15 protein-coding genes and 4 tRNA genes are annotated in these 18549 nt (G+C 59.1%); 9 read left to right on the top strand and 10 right to left on the bottom strand.

The annotated features are described in order from the left end of the window. Positions 1 to 43 precede the first annotated feature (43 nt). From tig to QZR30_RS13485, 5 genes are all read right to left on the bottom strand, one after another. Positions 44 to 1354 carry a trigger factor gene (gene tig / locus QZR30_RS13505; RefSeq protein WP_034120380.1) on the bottom strand — a complete coding sequence of 437 codons (1311 nt, stop codon included), beginning with the start codon at positions 1352 to 1354 and terminating at the stop codon, positions 44 to 46. A 397-nt stretch (positions 1355 to 1751) separates the two neighbouring features. Beyond that, positions 1752 to 1827: transfer RNA gene (locus QZR30_RS13500), tRNA-His, on the bottom strand. Between the two features lie 78 nt (positions 1828 to 1905). Then, positions 1906 to 1990: transfer RNA gene (locus QZR30_RS13495), tRNA-Leu, on the bottom strand. A gap of 56 nt (positions 1991 to 2046) precedes the next feature. Beyond that, positions 2047 to 2122, bottom strand: a tRNA-His gene (locus tag QZR30_RS13490). Between the two features lie 32 nt (positions 2123 to 2154). Then, a tRNA-Arg gene (locus QZR30_RS13485) sits at positions 2155 to 2231 on the bottom strand. A gap of 275 nt (positions 2232 to 2506) precedes the next feature. Between QZR30_RS13485 and folD the strand changes: the two genes are divergently transcribed. After that, positions 2507 to 3361 (top strand): bifunctional methylenetetrahydrofolate dehydrogenase/methenyltetrahydrofolate cyclohydrolase FolD, encoded by an 855-nt coding sequence (folD, locus tag QZR30_RS13480; protein ID WP_046068717.1) that lies wholly within the window; start codon positions 2507 to 2509, stop codon positions 3359 to 3361. A gap of 111 nt (positions 3362 to 3472) precedes the next feature. Beyond that, on the top strand, positions 3473 to 3895 hold the full coding sequence (locus tag QZR30_RS13475; RefSeq protein WP_068967425.1) for a hypothetical protein: 423 nt from the start codon (positions 3473 to 3475) through the stop codon (positions 3893 to 3895). Here the strand turns inward: QZR30_RS13475 and QZR30_RS13470 are convergent. After that, complete coding sequence (locus QZR30_RS13470) at positions 3797 to 4312, bottom strand: hypothetical protein (protein ID WP_274354912.1); 516 nt, start codon at positions 4310 to 4312, stop codon at positions 3797 to 3799. The two genes, QZR30_RS13475 and QZR30_RS13470, sit on opposite strands and share 99 nt — an antisense overlap. 233 nt (positions 4313 to 4545) lie before the next feature. On the opposite strand from QZR30_RS13470, the gene QZR30_RS13465 reads away from it, so the two are divergent. Then, on the top strand, positions 4546 to 5508 hold the full coding sequence (locus QZR30_RS13465) for a bifunctional GNAT family N-acetyltransferase/nucleoside diphosphate kinase regulator (protein WP_173664491.1): 963 nt from the start codon (positions 4546 to 4548) through the stop codon (positions 5506 to 5508). A 597-nt stretch (positions 5509 to 6105) separates the two neighbouring features. After that, on the top strand, positions 6106 to 7029 hold the full coding sequence (pbpG, locus tag QZR30_RS13460; RefSeq protein WP_046068719.1) for a D-alanyl-D-alanine endopeptidase: 924 nt from the start codon (positions 6106 to 6108) through the stop codon (positions 7027 to 7029). Between the two features lie 125 nt (positions 7030 to 7154). Here the strand turns inward: pbpG and QZR30_RS13455 are convergent, their stop codons facing one another. After that, complete coding sequence (locus QZR30_RS13455) at positions 7155 to 7817, bottom strand: peptidase C39 family protein (RefSeq protein WP_311903420.1); 663 nt, start codon at positions 7815 to 7817, stop codon at positions 7155 to 7157. Between the two features lie 210 nt (positions 7818 to 8027). On the opposite strand from QZR30_RS13455, the gene QZR30_RS13450 reads away from it, so the two are divergent. After that, on the top strand, positions 8028 to 8189 hold the full coding sequence (locus tag QZR30_RS13450; protein WP_005789305.1) for a hypothetical protein: 162 nt from the start codon (positions 8028 to 8030) through the stop codon (positions 8187 to 8189). Here QZR30_RS13450 and QZR30_RS13445 read toward each other — a convergent pair. Next, positions 8186 to 8596 carry a PA0061/PA0062 family lipoprotein gene (locus QZR30_RS13445; protein WP_046068721.1) on the bottom strand — a complete coding sequence of 137 codons (411 nt, stop codon included), beginning with the start codon at positions 8594 to 8596 and terminating at the stop codon, positions 8186 to 8188. The two genes, QZR30_RS13450 and QZR30_RS13445, sit on opposite strands and share 4 nt — an antisense overlap. A gap of 204 nt (positions 8597 to 8800) precedes the next feature. Between QZR30_RS13445 and QZR30_RS13440 the strand changes: the two genes are divergently transcribed. The 4 genes from QZR30_RS13440 (at position 8801) to QZR30_RS13425 (ending at position 15287) form a co-directional block, all read left to right on the top strand. Next, positions 8801 to 12022: an efflux RND transporter permease subunit gene (locus QZR30_RS13440; protein WP_059397903.1), complete on the top strand. Its 3222-nt coding sequence runs from the start codon at positions 8801 to 8803 to the stop codon at positions 12020 to 12022. Beyond that, a complete protein-coding gene (locus tag QZR30_RS13435) occupies positions 12012 to 13181 on the top strand; it encodes an efflux RND transporter periplasmic adaptor subunit (protein WP_311903418.1) in 1170 nt (389 codons plus the stop codon). The genes QZR30_RS13440 and QZR30_RS13435 overlap by 11 nt, the downstream gene beginning before the upstream one ends. Then, positions 13165 to 14583, top strand: coding sequence for an efflux transporter outer membrane subunit (locus tag QZR30_RS13430; protein ID WP_311903417.1), 1419 nt, complete (start codon positions 13165 to 13167; stop codon positions 14581 to 14583). Before QZR30_RS13435 ends, QZR30_RS13430 begins: the two co-directional genes overlap by 17 nt. A 245-nt stretch (positions 14584 to 14828) precedes the next feature. Further along, complete coding sequence (locus tag QZR30_RS13425; RefSeq protein WP_311903416.1) at positions 14829 to 15287, top strand: REP-associated tyrosine transposase; 459 nt, start codon at positions 14829 to 14831, stop codon at positions 15285 to 15287. 115 nt (positions 15288 to 15402) lie between these two features. On the opposite strand, the gene QZR30_RS13420 is transcribed toward QZR30_RS13425, so the two are convergent. Then, positions 15403 to 16686 (bottom strand): Zn-dependent hydrolase, encoded by a 1284-nt coding sequence (locus QZR30_RS13420; protein ID WP_046068726.1) that lies wholly within the window; start codon positions 16684 to 16686, stop codon positions 15403 to 15405. 46 nt (positions 16687 to 16732) lie between these two features. Next, entirely contained in the window at positions 16733 to 18220 is a 1488-nt protein-coding gene (locus QZR30_RS13415) for an NCS1 family nucleobase:cation symporter-1 (protein WP_046068727.1), read from the bottom strand. Between the last annotated feature and the right edge of the window lie 329 nt (positions 18221 to 18549).

Here is an 18549-nt window from a genome sequence, read left to right as displayed (position 1 = left end):
GCGCGAGGCTGGCTTATGGTTGAATTTCCAACGAGTTGGACAATCAGTCGGCTTGTGCTGCTTCCGCCGGTTTGACTGCTTCTTCGTAAGAGACCGCTTTATCGGTCACCTTAGCCTTCTGCAGAACAGTATCCACAACTTGTTCTTCCAGCACAACCGAACGTACCTCGTTCAGCTGCTGGTCATTCTTGTAGTACCACGCCACGACCTGCTCAGGCTCCTGGTAGGCCGAAGCCATTTCCTGGATCATTTCGCGAACACGGTCTTCATCTGGCTTGAGGTCAAACTGCTTGACCACTTCAGCCACGATCAGGCCCAGCACAACGCGGCGCTTGGCTTGCTCTTCGAACAGCTCGGCCGGCAGTTGGTCAGGCTTGATGTTGCCACCAAACTGCTGCACAGCTTGTACGCGCAGGCGATCCACTTCGTTGGACAACAGGGCCTTAGGCACTTCGATCGGGTTGGCGGCCAGCAGACCGTCCATGACCTGGTTCTTGACCTTGGATTTGATCGCCTGGCGCAGCTCACGCTCCATGTTCTTGCGAACCTCGGTGCGGAAGCCTTCGATGCCGGTTTCCTTGATACCGAACTGAGCGAAGAATTCTTCGTTCAGTTCTGGCAGCTTAGGCTCGGAAACGCTGTTGACGGTCACGGTGAACTCGGCGGCTTTGCCGGCCAGGTCCAGGTTCTGGTAGTCAGCAGGGAAAGTCAGGTTCAGCACGCGCTCTTCGCCGGCCTTGGCGCCAACCAGGCCGTCTTCGAAACCCGGGATCATGCGGTTGGAACCCAGCACCAGCTGGGTGCCCTTGGCGGAGCCGCCAGCGAAGACTTCGCCGTCAACCTTGCCAACGAAATCGATGTTCAACTGGTCTTCGTTCTGGGCAGCACGGTCGGCCACTTCAAAACGGGTGTTCTGCTTGCGCAGGATTTCCAGCATGTTGTCCAGGTCCGAATCAGCCACTTCGGCGCTCAGGCGCTCGATGGCGATACCGTCGAAACCGGCCACTTCGAACTCTGGGAACACTTCGAATACGGCAACGTATTCCAGGTCCTTGCCCGCTTCCAGGGACTTGGGCTCGATCGAAGGCGAGCCAGCCGGGTTCAGCTTCTGCTCGACAACGGCTTCGTAGAAGGAAGCCTGGATCACGTCACCTACAGCTTCCTGGCGCGCATCGGCACCAAAACGACGCTTGATTTCGCTCATCGGCACTTTGCCTGGACGGAAACCAGCGATCTTGGCCTTCTGGGCAGTCTGCTGCAGACGCTTGTTGACCGCAGTCTCGATACGCTCTGCCGGCACGGTGATGCTCAGGCGGCGCTCGAGAGCAGTAGTATTTTCAACAGAAACTTGCATGGATATTCCTCGTTGCACAGACGTTAGCCGGCCATTTCCGACCCCAATCAAGGGCATGCATTCTAGTGGGTCAAACTCAAGAAGTCACCCTACTGAAAATACACCGGAAAACCGCCGGCAATTTATCGGTACGAAAGCACTGATGTACCTCGCCCCGGTGACAAATACAGCCAATTGCGCCAGGGCCCTGCGCCGCCTCTATATATAGAAGGCGAAGCCGTTCATCTCCCTGACGGCCCGCCCTGCGAACAGAGTGGGCAGGCAGCGCGGCATCATCGAGATACACAAATACGATGAAACGCCCTGCCGATGCGGCCCAGTATCTGCAACCGCCGAATATTCAAACCCCTGAAACCAAAAAAGGCGCCAGACTGTTAAATCTGGCGCCTTTCGAATATGGGGTGGACGAAGGGGATCGAACCCTCGACAACGGGAGTCACAATCCCGTGCTCTACCAACTGAGCTACGCCCACCATATTGCGTTAACAAAGAAACCAAACCACTTCTTCTTTGTCCAGCCCTACTGGCCTGACGGCCGAGCAAAGCTTAATTGGTGCGGATGAAGAGACTCGAACTCTTACGCCTCGCGGCGCTGGAACCTAAATCCAGTGTGTCTACCAATTCCACCACATCCGCGCTTGAAGCTCTTAAAGCAAAGGCGCCAGATGATTAATCTGGCGCCTTTCAAAATATGGGGTGGACGAAGGGGATCGAACCCTCGACAACGGGAGTCACAATCCCGTGCTCTACCAACTGAGCTACGCCCACCATATAGCGCTACTTGTGCCAAAGCTGCCTAATGGCGCACCCGGCAGGACTCGAACCTGCGACCATCCGCTTAGAAGGCGGATGCTCTATCCAGCTGAGCTACGGGCGCCTTATTAATCTGTACTCTTGGAGGATTACAAACTAAGTGCTTCCAGCCTTGCAGGACAACTATTCTGCTCGACCTTCTTAACCAGTGCTAGGCTGTGCCCGACAAGTGCGACGAATAGTATAGATGCCCCGGAAACCCGTCAAATCTTTTTTGAAAAAAACTGATTTTATTTAAGGGGTTAGGGCAATTTGCAGACCAAGCGCCTTTGCCCTCGCGCCTTGGCGTGCGAGAATGCGCGCACTTTTCTTCCCCCTCTTGATGGTTAATCACGCGTAATGACTGCACAACTTATCGATGGCAAATCAATCGCCGCCAGCCTGCGCCAGCAGATCGCCAAACGAGTCACCGAGCGCAGCCAGCAAGGCCTGCGTACGCCGGGGCTCGCGGTGATCCTGGTCGGCAGCGATCCTGCCTCTCAGGTTTATGTCTCGCACAAGCGTAAAGACTGTGAAGAGGTCGGCTTTATTTCCAAGGCCTATGACTTGCCTTCCGAGACCACCCAGCAGGCCCTTACCGACCTGATCGACGGCCTCAACGAAGACCCGGCGATCGATGGCATCCTGCTCCAACTGCCGTTACCCGAGCATCTGGACGCTTCCAAGCTGCTGGAGCGTATCCGTCCGGACAAAGACGTCGACGGTTTCCACCCTTATAACGTCGGCCGACTGGCACAGCGCATCCCGCTGCTGCGCCCGTGCACACCCAAAGGCATCATGACCCTGCTGGAAAGCACCGGTGTCGACCTGTACGGCCTCGATGCCGTTATCGTCGGCGCATCCAATATCGTCGGTCGCCCAATGGCCATGGAGCTGCTGCTGGCCGGTTGCACCGTGACCGTCACCCACCGCTTCACCAAGGACCTGGCCGGCCACGTCGGCCGTGCTGACCTGGTGGTGGTCGCCGCCGGCAAGCCGGGCTTGGTGAAAGGCGAATGGATCAAAGAAGGCGCCATCGTCATTGATGTGGGCATCAACCGCCAGGACGACGGCAAGTTGGTCGGCGATGTAGTCTACGAAACCGCCCTGCCCCGCGCAGGCTGGATCACTCCAGTGCCAGGCGGCGTCGGCCCAATGACCCGTGCTTGCCTGCTGGAAAATACCTTGTACGCAGCGGAAACCCTGCACGGTTAATAACCAGGCGTAATGAAAAAGCCCTGCCTTAGCGCAGGGCTTTTTATTACCCGAAAAAACTGTTTTTGTTAGTTTTAAGCACTTTCGTCTGTCTCTAGAAGAACATTGGAAATGTACCAGCACCAGTGCGCACTTCTCGTAGACGAGCTGGTGGAGACCGAGCGCATGTTGCGCAGGGCTCGAGCGAATATCGCCGGCCTGATGCAGATGAACGACCTGCCGGTTACCGGCAAGATGGCAGCAGAAGAAAAGCTTCGATCTGTTGAGGCCGAGCTCAGCCTCAAAAACGTCGAATACTCGGAAAGAGGCAAAGAGATCATGGGCCTGAAGAAGATTTCATACCAGAACGAGCATTTGCGCGTGGAAAACCAGCGTCTTCTGCTCGAACTGGTGGCACTTATCTATGAGCGCGCGTCGAGCTATAAACGAGCGAGTTCAGACAGTGCGTTTGCTTTGGTGGATATCTCGAAGTGCGAGCCATGCCAAGTAGAAGACACCCGTGCGTCCGCAGAACAGGCCGACCGTAAACCCTGATGCGGCACCAGCAAGGACGAGCATTTCCACAGTGGCCGAGAATTCTGGATATACGGCAGCTTGATAACCGATGAAGTATTTCACGGCAAAAAAGAGAAGCGAGATACCAAGAACTTTCCATGTCCCAGGAACGATCAGGTGCTTGCCCTCCTCGTCCAAAGTCAGTCCGCGTCGAGGAAATAGTGCAAATGCGACTAGGCCACCTAAAAGCATTCCCGTGGCCCAGCTGCCCACGGTCAATTCAACGCGGTCCGCGTAGCTGAGAGAAAGGAGTGACCAGGCCACCAAAACAACCGGTGTGATGATCAGCGACCGCTGACTCTCACGACTGGTTTTCCTGGCACTAAAACCGTAGTAGCAGACTAAGAGAAATGCGCCGTAAACCCACAGTGGCGTGCCTTCCAGAGCATCGAACATTGTTCAGCTTCCTTGCCAAAGTTTGTGGCCGGATGCTGGCACAGCCTCGTAAATGTTGCCACTTATTTCAAACAACACGAGCGCCCTCAGGAGGCTGCATCGGAATGTCGGCGGGTCATGAAAAAAGCTGAGCTGGATTGGCGAGCAAGCGAGCGGTGGTCTCTTGGAACTCTCTGGGATGTTCGCCATTACTCGCGGTATGTCTTAAAATATCCGGTTGCCGAAGAACCGCCATGACCATATCCATGAAGGGCTTCAATCCTTTACAAATAAGTGTGGTTAAGATGAACAAGCCTTTCATTTCGCTGTGCCCTGAAATTACTCGGGCGCATGCGCTGACATTAATGAATTGGTTAGAGGATGAGCGCGTCACCTGCTATCTGAGCGATTCGCGCCATGTCTCCCGCGCCATTGAGCAAGCCATTGATCGGACTCAGTTGCCGATCCTGACCCATCTATTCAACCGGGGCGGCAGATTCTTTATGGCCTATGACCGGCATGACGCCCCGGTGGGCTTTGTCCGTCTGGTCAAGACCGACTCAAATTGCGAGATAGTCCTAGTCATCGGAGACAGCGACAAATGGGGCCGAAACCTAGGCGCCCGCACGATCCGCGAAGGCATGAAACTGGCCTTCCTCGACATGCGGGCCGAGAAGCTCATCGCCAAGATTCACCCGGACAACTCGCGCTCGCTGAAAGCCTTTCTGCGCAGCGGCTTTATGCTTGAGAGCGAAACGCCGACATTGAAGTCGTTTTCCATGACGGCGGCGCGCTATTTCCAGTTCTTGCGCGAAGGAGCTGGTGGCGACTCCACCAGGATCTACATCACTGAAATCGACAAGGCCAGGCTCGAGAATCTAATCGCGCTCGAGCAAGGCCCGGCGGTTGTTGAACTCGAACATGAGCTTGAGCGAGCCATTGTCGTTAAACCGCAGCAGGTGGCGTGCAATGTCATCACGATGAACTCTAGGGCATTGCTGCAACTGGGCGACGAAGAGTTCGAAGTGGCCTTGGTCTACCCTGAAGACGCGGACAGCAACGCAGGGAAGCATTCCGTGTATTCCGACATAGGCGCCGCCATCCTTGGCTATCAGGAGGGAGACGCCATCGACTGGCGAATTTCTGATCGGACCCGCCGGATTGAGATCAAGAGAGTGCTTTACCAGCCGGAGGCTGCGGGCGACTTCCACCTATAATTGCGCCTTGTGCTCAGTATTCGCCCATCAGACGCGAGGACTCCCCAAAGGACGGCGCCTCGCCTTCCGTGCCTGAGCGATCCGTTGTAGGGTCAAGGGTAGGAGCAGAGCCAGTTGCGAGAGGCAGGAGGCGGTAGAACAGACCTGGCCGGCTCCTGCGACAGTTTTAATTCTCTAAATCCAAGCCTTCCCGTAATACCCCACCCCAAAACAAATTGCCACCACCGGCCACCGGAGGGCGGCGCCTGACTGGAGATAATCCATGGACGAACAGTTCTACCTTCAAGACGGCCGCAGTCACGCCTATGTCGGCGACGGGTTGTCGTTCTGAGGCCTCGAGGGTTCCGGGTACGTAACCGACCCGGCCAAGGCCCAGGTGTTCACCTGTGTCGTCCACGACCGACTGGTCGGAAGCTGGGAAGCTGGAGCAATCCATGATTGGTTCAAAATCGGTACAACCCTAACCAATCATCGGCTTAGAGCCTTTATTTAAAGGCTCTCTACCACTTTATGATCCATACTCCTAGAATGTAACGTCATTTGTCATAAAACCCGTTCCCGGACGGTATTTCTTTACTTTTTAGCGAGTTCATCCGCGTGAAAATTCGTCTTTCAATTATCAGCCTGTTTTTCGCTTTCACAGGCACCTTCGCCCACGCTGCCGAATCCACTCTGGCCCCGCGTGATGCGTCCAAACTGCAGATTGCTTCCGGCAGTGCCATGCTGGTGGACTTGCAAACCAATAAAGTCATTTATTCCAGCAATCCTGACGTGGTAGTACCCATCGCTTCGGTGAGCAAGTTGATGACCGGCCTGATTGTGCTGGAAGCCAAGCAGAACATGGACGAATACATCGACATCAACATCACCGACACGCCGGAAATGAAAGGTGTGTTCTCGCGGGTAAAGATCGGCAGCCAGATGCCGCGCAAGGAAATGCTGCTGATCGCGCTGATGTCCTCGGAAAACCGCGCCGCGGCGAGCCTGGCCCATCACTATCCGGGTGGTTATGCAGCCTTCATTGCGGCGATGAACGCCAAGGCCAAGGCCCTGGGCATGACCAGCACCCACTATGTTGAGCCCACTGGCCTGTCGATTCATAACGTGTCGACTGCCCGCGACCTGAGCAAGCTACTGGCTTATGCGCGCAAATTTCCGATGCTGAGCCAACTGAGCACCACCAAGGAAAAAACCGTTGCGTTCCGCAAGCCCAACTACACCCTGGGTTTCTCCAATACTGATCACCTGATCAACCGCGCCAACTGGGACATCAAGCTGACCAAGACAGGCTTTACCAACCAGGCTGGTCATTGCCTGGTATTGGTGACCAGCATGGGTAACCGCCCGGTGTCGCTGGTGATTCTGGATGCCTTTGGCAAATTCACCCATTTTGCCGACGCCAGCCGGATTCGCAGCTGGGTCGAGACCGGCAAAGGCGGCGCAGTGCCGGACGTGGCGTTGCGCTACAAGGCTGACAAGAATCTGAAGAACCGGGGGAATGCGGTAGAAGTTCGCCGCTAACCTCACCAGCATTACTGAAGCACCGCAAACCAATGTGGGAGGGGGCTTGCCCCCGATAGCAGTGTGCCAGGCTATAAAACTTATCCTGATAGACCGCTATCGGGAGCAAGCCCCCTCCCACATTTTTATTTGCGCTCTGCCAGAACCTTGAGCGCCTGCGCTGCCGCTTGCTCCTGCCCCGCCTGGCCCGATGCATTCGCCGCATTACGCCAGCGCTGCGCATCTACATTCGCCGGCAGCTGGCTCGGCCGCTGAGTCAGGATGGCCCAGTGCCCCGCGCTCTTCCACGCCGATTCGAAGTCGCTGAACCCCATGGTCAATCGGCGCTCGTTCCCGGAACGCAACAACACCGTACTCTTCTGCTGGTTGAACCCCACCACCACGACATAGCGCGCCCCGGACCAGAAGCTGGAGTTGATTCGCGCCATTACCGGGTAACCTGCCGCCACCTGCGCAAGCAGCGCAGTCAGCTTGGCATCCAGCGGGTAGACCATCAGCCCGTATTCACGGGCCAGTACCTGCATGTTGCGTTCAAGATCCGCCTCAGCGCCCGGAAGACGCAGCGGCTTATCCAAAAGCCCGGGTGTCATGACAATGCCTTGTTGCGACAGCATGCTGGCCAATGCCGTAGGACCGCTCTGATAAGCCTCGCTGCGGAAGGTCGGCACGCCGTTGAGTTCGACGCGCTCTGGCAGGCCAGGCAGTTTCGAGGGCTGGCTGGAACAGGCCACGAGCCCCAGGGTAACGGCCAGCAGCAGTGAGGTTCTAATGTTCGACCGTGTACACAATTTTTTGACTCTCTTGATCAACTGCCGGTGAAGGCCCCGATCATAGGGCGCTCTGCGACGTGGGTATAGCCCACTGAGCTAGTAAAGCCTTGCTGATAGAGCAAAGAAGTTGGACAGACTCGACCATTGGTCAATAGCAGGCAACCGCCGTGTAGCTAGACTGTCCATTGAGAAGACTGTGTGTGCCCCAAGGGGCGAAAGGAGGCCCGAATGAGCCTTGCTACGACGATTTTCCTGTTGATCTGCGGTTGGCTGGCGGTCGCCGCCGCCATGCTGTGGGGCGTCATGCGCGTGACCCGCCGGCATCATCACCCCCACGTCAAACCCGCAGCCCCCGCCAAGCCGCCCAAGGCGACGGCGCATCATGCCTAGCCAGGCATGCAATTGAAGTCCTGAGTCGCCGCGATTTCCTTGCCGTGCCCATCCTCGAGGGTTGCACGCACGGTGGTACCCAGGCTCGACTCCACCAGGGTGTAGTGTTCGCCCGCCTTGAAATGCTTGTACTCGATCCGGCCCTGGCAATCCTGCTGGTTGTCGTCGCCTGGCTCCTCTTCAAATAACGTTACGTCCAGGCGATGGTCCCCCGGGGTCACTTCAAAATAGCGGCCGTCATTCACGCGCTGGCCGTCAACGCGCTCAGCCATCAGGTCGTTCGGTGCTTCTTCCTTCAAGCCGATCCAGGCTTCGCTGGGGTCAGCCTTGGGGATAGGGCCGGCGCAGGCCGAGAGCAACAATACAACGCCAAGTGCGGGAATCAACAACAGTGGTCTATGTGACATGGCAGGGCTCCAAAGGCATCAAAAAAAGGGGGTATCCGATGGCTGACAAGCTTGATCAGCCCGTCTTTGTAGAACAAATGAATACATATGAAACGATCTTCAGCCGTTAACTAAATCTTCCTTCACCTGGCTGAAAGGTGCGTGTTAGGTGGGTCGGGCAAGACTGCCGGGGTTTGCAACCCTGCTTTTCTCGGAGACTCACGCATGCTCGGGCTGGTAAAGACCGCACTGCAAAAGCCGTACACGTTCATCGTGTTGGCCATATTCATCTGCATCATCGGGCCCATGGCGGCCCTGCGCACGCCTACTGACGTGTTCCCCGATATCGGTATCCCGGTGGTCGCCGTGGTCTGGCAATACAACGGCCTGTCCCCGGACGCCATGGCCGGGCGGGTGATCTACACCTACGAACGCTCCTTGAGCACCACCGTCAACGACATCGAACATATCGAATCGCAATCGCTGCCCGGCATGGGCATCGTCAAGATCTTCTTCCAGCCGGGGGTCGATATCCGCACCGCCAACGCCCAGGTCACGGCGGTGTCACAAACCGTGCTCAAGCAGATGCCACCGGGCATTACCCCACCGCTGATCCTCAACTACAGCGCCTCCACGGTGCCGATCCTGCAAATGGCGTTCTCCAGCCCCAGCCTCTCGGAAGCCAGGATCCGCGACCTGGTGCAGAACAATATCCGCCTGCCCCTGAGCGCCCTGCCCGGCTTGGCTATGCCTACGCCGATGGGCGGCAAGCAACGGCAGATCACCCTCGACCTTGACCCGCAGGCCCTGGCCGCCAAAGGCTTGTCGGCCCAGGACGTGGGCAATGCCCTGGCGTTGCAGAACCAGATCATCCCGGTGGGCACCGCCAAGCTCGGCCCCAACGAATACACGATTTTGCTCAACAACAGCCCCAAGGCGATCGATGAGCTCAACGACCTGCCGATCAAGACCGTCGATGGTGCGCTGATCACCATCGGCCAAGTGGCCCACGTGCGCGACGGCTCGCCACCACAGACCAACATCGTGCGCGTCGACGGTCATCGCGCCGTACTGATGCCGGCGTTGAAAAACGGCAGCATCTCGACCCTGTCGATCATCGACGGCATCCGCCAGATGCTGCCGCGCATCAATGAAACCCTGCCGCCTTCACTGAAAACCTCGCTGCTGGGTGACGCTTCGGTGTTCGTCAAGCAATCGGTGGGCAGTGTGGCCCAGGAAGGCATCATCGCCGCGTTGCTGACCAGCGCGATGATCCTGCTGTTCCTCGGCAGCTGGCGCTCGACCCTGATCATTGCCGCGTCGATTCCCCTGGCGGTACTGTCGGCCATTGCGCTGCTGGCGGTCAGCGGGCAAACCCTCAACGTGATGACCCTCGGCGGGCTGGCGTTGGCGGTGGGGATCCTGGTAGACGACGCCACGGTGACCATCGAAAACATCAACTGGCACCTGGAACAAGGCAAGGCGGTGAAGACTGCGATCCTCGACGGTGCCGCACAAATCGTCGGCCCGGCATTCGTCTCGCTGCTGTGCATCTGCATCGTGTTCGTGCCGATGTTCTTGCTGCAAGGCATCGCCGGTTATCTGTTCCGGCCGATGGCCCTGGCGGTGATCTTTGCCATGGCCAGTTCGTTCATCCTGTCGCGCACCCTGGTGCCGACACTGGCGATGTTTCTGCTCAAGCCGCACACACCGGAGCCAGGCGTTGGGCATCATCCTGAAGACGCGTTCATCAACCACCATGAAGGCGAGCAGCACAAGCAGCCGCGCAATGCCGCGCTGCAAGCCGTATTGAATTTCCAGCAAGGTTTCGAGCGCCACTTCTCGAATATCCGCGACACCTACTATGGCTTGCTGACGTTGGCCCTGGGTCATCGCAAGCGCTTTATCGTGGGTTTTCTGGCCTGTGTACTCGCGTCATTCCTGCTGCTGCCAAGCCTGGGCCAGGACTTTTTCCCGGCCACCGATGCAGGAGCCCTGGCGCTGCACGTGCGTTTGCCGCTGGGCACGCGCATCGAGGAAAGCGCCGCGGCCTTCGACCGCATCGAAGCGCGGATCCGTGAAGTGATTCCCGCCGAAGAACTGGACACCATCGTCGACAATATCGGCATCCCGCTAAGCGGCATCGACATGGCCTACAGCAGCAGCGGCACCATTGGCCCGCAGGATGGCGACATCCAGGTCACCCTGAAAAAAGACCATGCGCCCACTGCCGACTACGTGAAAAAACTGCGTGAAGCCCTGCCGCAGAGTTTCCCCGGCAGCCACTTTGCCTTCCTGCCGGCCGACATCAGCAGCCAGATCCTCAACTTCGGCGCGCCAGCCCCGCTGGATGTAAAAATCTCCGGACGCAGCGATGAAGAAAACCGCGCCTACGCCGTGGAACTGGAGCGACGCCTGCAACATGTGCCGGGCATCGCCGACCTGCGTATCCAGCAGTCCACCGGCTATCCATCATTGCAGGTGAATGTCGACCGCATGCGTGCCAATGGCCTGGGCATCACCGAGCGCGACGTCACCAACAGCATGGTCGCCTCCCTCGCTGGCAGCTCGCAAACCGCACCGACCTTCTGGCTTAACCCGGCCAATGGCGTGTCCTATTCCATCGTTGCTGCCACCCCGCAATACCGCCTCGACAGCTTGCCGTCCCTGGAAGCGCTACCCGTGACCGGCGCCGATGGCCAGTCGCAGATCCTTGGCGGCGTGGCCACCATTTCCCGTGTGCAAAGCCCGGCGGTGGTCACCCACTACAACATCGAACCCACCCTGGACCTGTATGCCAACGTACAAGGCCGCGACCTCGGCGGCGTCGCCCGCGACGTGCAAAAAGTCCTGGATGACACCGCCGCCATGCGCCCCAAGGGCGCGACGATCAGCCTGCATGGGCAGATCGATGCGCTGCATGAGGCGTTCAGTGGCTTGAGTTTCGGTTTGCTCGGCGCGGTGGTGCTGATCTATCTGCTGATCGTGGTCAATTTCCAATCCTGGGCCGACCCCTTTGTGATCATCACGGCCTTGCCGGCTGCACTGGCGGGCATCGTGTGGATGCTGTTCCTCAGTGGCACCTCATTGTCGGTGCCGGCCCTTACCGGAGCCATCTTATGCATGGGCGTGGCCACCGCCAACTCGATCCTGGTGGTGAGCTTCTGCCGTGAACGCCTGGCCGAACATGGCGATGCATTGAAGGCGGCGCTTGAGGCGGGCTACACACGCTTCCGCCCGGTGTGCATGACCGCCCTGGCGATGATCATCGGCATGCTGCCCCTGGCGATTTCCGAGGAGCAAAACGCCCCGCTCGGCCGTGCGGTCATCGGCGGACTGATCTTCGCCACCCTCGCCACCCTGTTGTTTGTTCCCGTGGTCTTCAGCCTGGTCCACGGTCGTCACCCTACTCGCGCTGCAGCTGGAGAAACCGCACATGTCGTCTGATCAAAAACCCTCGCGCAAGCGTCTGATGCTCATGGGTGCCGGCGGCCTGACGTTGGCCGCCCTGTTGGTCGCCAGCGGCCTGCACGCTCGCACGCTGCACGAACAATCGGTCACTGCCTGGACCGAGGCCGCCGCCATCCCCCAAGTGATGGTGTTTCAACCCAAGCAGAACGCCGCCGGCGATACCCTGCGCCTGCCCGCGCACCTCGAGGCCTGGAGCAAGGCACCGATCCATGCGCGGGTCAGCGGCTACTTGAAGGACTGGAAAGTCGACATCGGCAGCCAGGTCCAGGCCGGGCAGATCCTCGCCGAAATCGACAGCCCCGACCTTGATCAACAACTGGCCCAGGCCCATGCGCGGCTGATCCAACAACAAGCGAATGCGCGCCTGGCCGCCACCAGCGCGACCCGTTGGCAAAACCTGCTGGCCAGCCACTCGGTATCGCGCCAGGAGGCCGATGAAAAAACCTCCAACGCCGCGGCGGCCAAGGCCAACGCCCAGGCCGCCGCTGCCGACTATGCGCGACTGTCGGCGCTGGAAAGCTACAAGACCATTCGGGCGCCATTCGCCGGCACCATTACTGCGCGCAACACTGATATCGGCCAGTTGATCAAGGCCGATACCGACAGCGACCCTGAGCTGTTCAACATTGCCGACACTCACCAGTTGCGCCTGTATGTGCCGGTGCCGCAGAACTATGCAGCGGTGATCCATCCTGGCCTGGAAGCCGAGCTGACCGTGCCCGAACACCCTGGCGAGCACTTCAAGGCGCGCCTGATCGGTGACTCCACCGCCATCGACCGCCGCTCCGGCACCCTGCTTGCCCAGTTCGTCGCCGACAACCCCAACGGCGAACTGCTGCCCGGCGATTACGCCGAAGCCACCGTGCCGATCCCGGCCGATACCCATGGCGTGAGCATCCCGGCCAGCGCCTTGATCTTCCGCGCCCAGGGCACCCAGGTTGCGGTGCTGGACAAGCACAATCATGTGCACTTGCAAGCCATTCATATCGGCCTCGACCTGGGCGAACGCCTGGTGATCGACCAAGGCCTGAAGCCCGCCGACCGCATCATCGACAACCCGCCTGACGCCCTGCGCGAAGGCGACTCGGTGCAACTGGCTGACGCCTCCGGAGGTGCCCATGCGCCCAAGGCTTAAACCCCTCGCCGCACTGATGCTGCTGGCATTGCAGGGGTGCTCGATGGCGCCCACCTACACAATGCCGAGGGTGGACCTGCCGACTCATTACCGCGAACAGACCAGCGACGGACCGTGGCACAGCGCACAACCGTCCGACCAATTGGCGCCCGAATGGTGGAAGCTCTACAACGACCCAACGCTGGATAACCTGCAACAGCGCCTACTCCAGGCCAACCCCGACCTGGCGGCAGCGCTGGCGCATTTCGATGCGTCCCAAGCGTATGCCAGCCAGTTGCATGCCGGCCTGTTCCCGCAACTCACCGCCAGTGCACAACCGCTGCGCCAGCGACAATCGGATTCGCGACCGTTGCGGGGGAGCACGCAGCCGTCGGTGTACAACAGCAACACCGCCGGCTTTTCCCTGAGCTATGACCTCGACCTGTGGGGCAAAATCCGCAACCAAGTGGCTGCCGGGAATGCCCAGGCGCAAGCGTCCGCGGATGACCTGGCGGTGGCGCGATTGAGCCTTCAACACCAATTGGCGAGCTTGTATGTGCAGCTCAATGGGTTGGATGCACAGGGCCGGATACTCGACAGCTCACTGGAGGATTTCCGCCAGGCGCTACAGCTGACCCGCAACCGTTATGAAGGCCAGATTGCTTCGGAGCTGGACCTGACCCGCGCACAAAACCAACTGGCGCAAGCCAAGGCCGAACGCGATGAAGTGCGTGGGCAACGCAACCTGACCGAGCATGCCATTGGTGAATTGGTGGGGGTGGCGGCCAGCGATTTTTCATTGCCACCCAGCCCCCAGTTGCTTGCGTTGCCGGGGGTTCCGTCGCAGTTGCCGAGCCACCTGCTGCAACGCCGCCCGGACATCGCCGCGGCGGAACGACGGGTGTTTGCGGCCAACGCGAATATCGGCGTGGCCAAGGCCGCGTGGTATCCGGATTTCAGCCTGACCGGGTTGATTGGCGGGCAAACCCAAGGCGTGGGTAACCTGCTGTCTGCAGGCAATCGCTATTGGGCGCTGGGGCCGCTGGTGAATCTGCCAATCTTTGATGGAGGGCGGTTGAGTGCCAACGAACGCCAGGCCAAGGCCGAGTTTGAAGAGGCATCGGCGCAGTACCGTAGTCAGGTGTTGAAAGCCGTGAGAGAGGTCGAAGATAACCTGGGGCAGCTAAGGGATTTGCAGCAGCAAGCGCAGGATGAACAGGCAGCGGCGGATGCGGCACGGCATACCCAAGCCCTGGCGATGAACAGCTATCAGGCCGGGGCCGTGAGTTACCTGGATGTGGTCACCGCCCAGACAGCGGCGTTGCAGGCGCAGCGGACATTGCAGGCGGTGCAGACGCGGCGGTTGCAGGCGAGTGTGGGACTCGTGACCGCACTCGGCGGCGGCTGGCAGCCTGGGGCCTGACATCACCCTACACCCGATGGCGGTGAGTCAGTCAATGATGCTGTGATTCAAATACTGCAATCGGGAGCAAGCCCCCTCCCACACTGGTTCTGCGCCAGACACACAATGTATGAACACTGCGCAACTCATGTGGGAGGGGGCTTGCTCCCGATAGCGCCCTTCCAGACACATCCTGCCAAAAGCCTACCCGCCAGCTTCTTGCTCTGCGGTCTAGCCTCCCTAGACACATCTGAGAGGGCCAGGGAATGGCAGATTTACCCGCTTCACACCGCCTGCGCATCGGTCGACTCAGCGAGCCGAATCGCATCTACCTCATCACCACCAACACCCATAAACGCCTACCGATATTCGACAACTTCCATCTCGGTCGCCTGGTTGTCTGGCAGTTTCGAATAGCCCAGTACCAAGGGCTGGCGAACTCTCTGGCATGGGTGATCATGCCCGACCACTTTCATTGGATCGTCGAGCTGCGAAAAGGCTCGCTGGCGGATTTGATATGTCAGGTGAAATCGAAAAGCACGCGCACCGTGAATGGTGCAAGCGGCCGTAAGGGGCGGTTGTGGCAGGAGAGCTTCCATGACAGTGCCCTGCGCAAGGAAGATGACCTGGTGAAAATGGCACGGTATGTGGTGGCCAATCCATTGCGAGCGGGGTTGGTCGAGCGGATTGGCGACTACCCACTGTGGGATGCCATCTGGTTGTAGCGCCGCAATTCAAATGTGGGAGGGGGCTTGCTCCCGATAGCGGTGGGTCAGTTAATACACATGTACCTGACACACCGCTATCGGGAGCAAGCCCCCTCCCACATTTTTTTGCATTTCAAGCGGCTAACTTGCCGCTGGCGATTGCCGCCGAGGCCGCCACCATCGCCCTTAACAACACCGCACATCCCGCCGCCAAATCATCCGGCGCGGCGTTCTCGATTTCGTTATGGCTGATGCCACCTTCACACGGCACGAAGATCATCCCCGCCGGGCCCAGCTCGGCGACGAAGATCGCGTCGTGCCCTGCCCCGCTGACGATATCCATGTTCGACAGGCCCAGGCTATTGGCCGCATCGCGCACGGCATCGACACAGCCTTTGTCAAAGTACAGCGGCGGGAAATCGGCGGTGGGTTCCATCTCGTAAGTCAGCCCATGTTTGGCACAGGTGTCATCGATCACCTGGCGTACCTGGGCAATCATCGAATCCAACCGCGCAGGTTCCAGGTGACGGAAGTCGAGGGTCATGCGCACTTCACCGGGAATCACGTTGCGCGAGCCCGGATACGCCTGCAGGCAACCCACGGTGCCGCATGCATGAGGCTGGTGCCCAAGCGCGGCCGCATTCACCGCTGCCACCACCGCTGCCGCACCCACCAGGGCATCCTTGCGCAGGTGCATGGGCGTCGGCCCCGCATGGGCTTCCACGCCACGCAGTTTCAGGTCGAACCACTTTTGCCCCAGGGCGCCGAGCACCACGCCGATGGTTTTCTTTTCATCTTCCAGGATCGGCCCCTGTTCGATATGGGCTTCAAAATACGCGCCGACCTTATGCCCGCTCTCAGGGCGTGTGCCCGCGTAGCCAATCGCGTTCAATGCCTCGCCGACACTGACGCCATCTACATCGACCTTGGCCAAGGTATCGGCCAGGCTGAATTTCTTGGCGAACACCCCGGAGCCCATCATGCACGGCGGGAAGCGCGAGCCTTCTTCGTTGGTCCACACCACCACTTCCAGCGGCGCCTCGGTTTCGATCTTTAAATCGTTGAGCGTGCGCAACACTTCCACGCCGGCCAACACACCAAAGCATCCGTCGAACTTGCCGCCGGTGGGCTGGGTGTCGATGTGGCTGCCGGTCATCACCGGGGGCAGGTCTGGGTTGCGGCCCGGGCGACGGGCGAAGATATTGCCGATGCCGTCGACGGTCACTGTGCAACCGGCCGCTTCGCACCACTGCACGAAGAGGTCGCGGGCCTTGCGGTCGAGGTCGGTAAGGGCCAGGCGACACACCCCGCCCTTGGGGGTGGCGCCGAGTTTGGCCAGGTCCATCAGCGACTGCCACAGGCGGTCGCGGTTGATGTGCTGATGGGTCGATTGCAGAACGTCGAGGGCAGCGTTCATGGGGATCTCCTCAGGCTGTATTTCTTATGATTGCATTTCATATTCACTACAACGGTGATTTGGCAGCCACTGGGTTGGTCGCACGCTTGGCATTCAAACCGTAATACAACACTCCACCCAAGGCCGAGCCGGTAAACCAGCCATAGCTGTAGAACCAGCTGAACGCATCACTGCCCAGGGACAGCAGCGTCAGCACCACCGGCACACCAAAGGCGATAAAACCGCTCAAGTTCCAGGCGGGGTACACGTCATCGCGGTACAAGCCCGCCAGGTCCAGCTGCTGTCTGCGGGTGATGAAGTAGTCCACCACCATGATCCCGGCAATCGGCCCCAGCAGGCTCGAATAGCCCAGCAGCCAGTTGGAATACACCGTCTCCAGGCTCACATCGGAAACGATCAAGCCGAGTTTTTTCAGCAGCTCATGGGCCATCAGTGCCAGCCCGACCAGACCGGTCAGGATCACCGCCGTGGTGCGGTTGATCAGCTTGGGCGCAATGTTTTGGAAGTCGTTGGTGGGCGAGACAATGTTCGCCGCTGTGTTGGTGGACAAAGTGGCGACAATGATCAGCGCCATCGCCACGGCCACCCATACCGGGCTCTGGATATGGCCTATCAGGGTCACCGGGTCGGAGACACTGACGCCCACCAGTTTTACCGAGGCGGCGGTCATGATCACGCCGAGGGCGGCGAACAGGAACATGGTCAGCGGCAAGCCGAAAATCTGCCCGAGGATCTGGTCTTTCTGGCTCTTGGCGTAGCGGCTGAAGTCGGGAATGTTCAGCGACAAGGTAGCCCAGAACCCCACCATCGCCGTCAGCCCCGCCATGAAATAACCGGTGAGGCTCGCGCCTTCGGGGCGCTTGGGTGGGATCGCCATCAATTCGCTGAGGGACACATTCGGCATCGCCCACACCAGCAGGCCAACCCCCACCGCCACCAGCAGCGGTGCCGACAAGGTTTCCAGGCGCTTGATCGACTCTGCGCCACGCAGCACCACCCACAGGTTCAGGCACCAGAAGATCATGAAACCGATCACCTCACCGGTACCACCAAGGGCCTTCCAGCCGTCGAAAATCGAACCCAGGAACAGGTGAATCGCCAACCCGCCAAACATCGTCTGGATACCAAACCAGCCACAGGCCACCAACGCGCGAATCAGGCACGGCACGTTGGAACCGAGAATGCCGAATGACGAGCGCAGCAGCACTGGAAACGGAATGCCGTACTTGGTGCCTGGAAAAGCGTTGAGGGTCAGCGGGATCAGCACCACGATATTGGCCAGCAGGATCGCCATCAGCGCCTCGCCCACCGACAGCCCGAAATACGCGGTGAGCACACCGCCCAGGGTGTAGGTGGGCACGCAGATCGACATGCCGACCCACAACGCGGTGATGTGCCATTTGTTCCAGGTGCGCTCGTGCACCTTGGTGGGTGCCATGTCGTGGTTGTAGCGAGGGCTGTCGAGGACGTCGGGGCCGGCGTCGAGTTCATACAGGCCGTTGCGCTCGATGACTTGCGATCTGTTCTGTTGCATGGCCGCTCCACGGTTTTTTTAAAATTATTGTTGCTCACCTGCACGTTGTGTCCAGGTGGCCGGAGTACCGCGTAAACAACATGACATCACGGGCTCCTGCCAGCCGCCACTGCACTCAATTACCGTGCCGACAACCCAACTTGAACCCGCACCGCTTATATAACGTGCTGATGTTATTCAACTTTCAGATTGTATTCCGGCGTCCGTCGACGTTATGCAGACTACATAACGCGAACGTTATCCGAACCGTCCGGACTCAATCTGGTGCAACACAATTATTTTTATTTGCCGACGCCGTCAAGAGGCATATCTCAAGCGTCTGATTTGCA

It is taken from the genome of Pseudomonas sp. rhizo25, assembly GCF_031931935.1.
Lineage (GTDB): Bacteria > Pseudomonadota > Gammaproteobacteria > Pseudomonadales > Pseudomonadaceae > Aquipseudomonas > Aquipseudomonas synxantha.
Note: the sequence above shows the minus strand (reverse complement) of the source record. Positions and strands in the feature narration are given on the sequence as shown.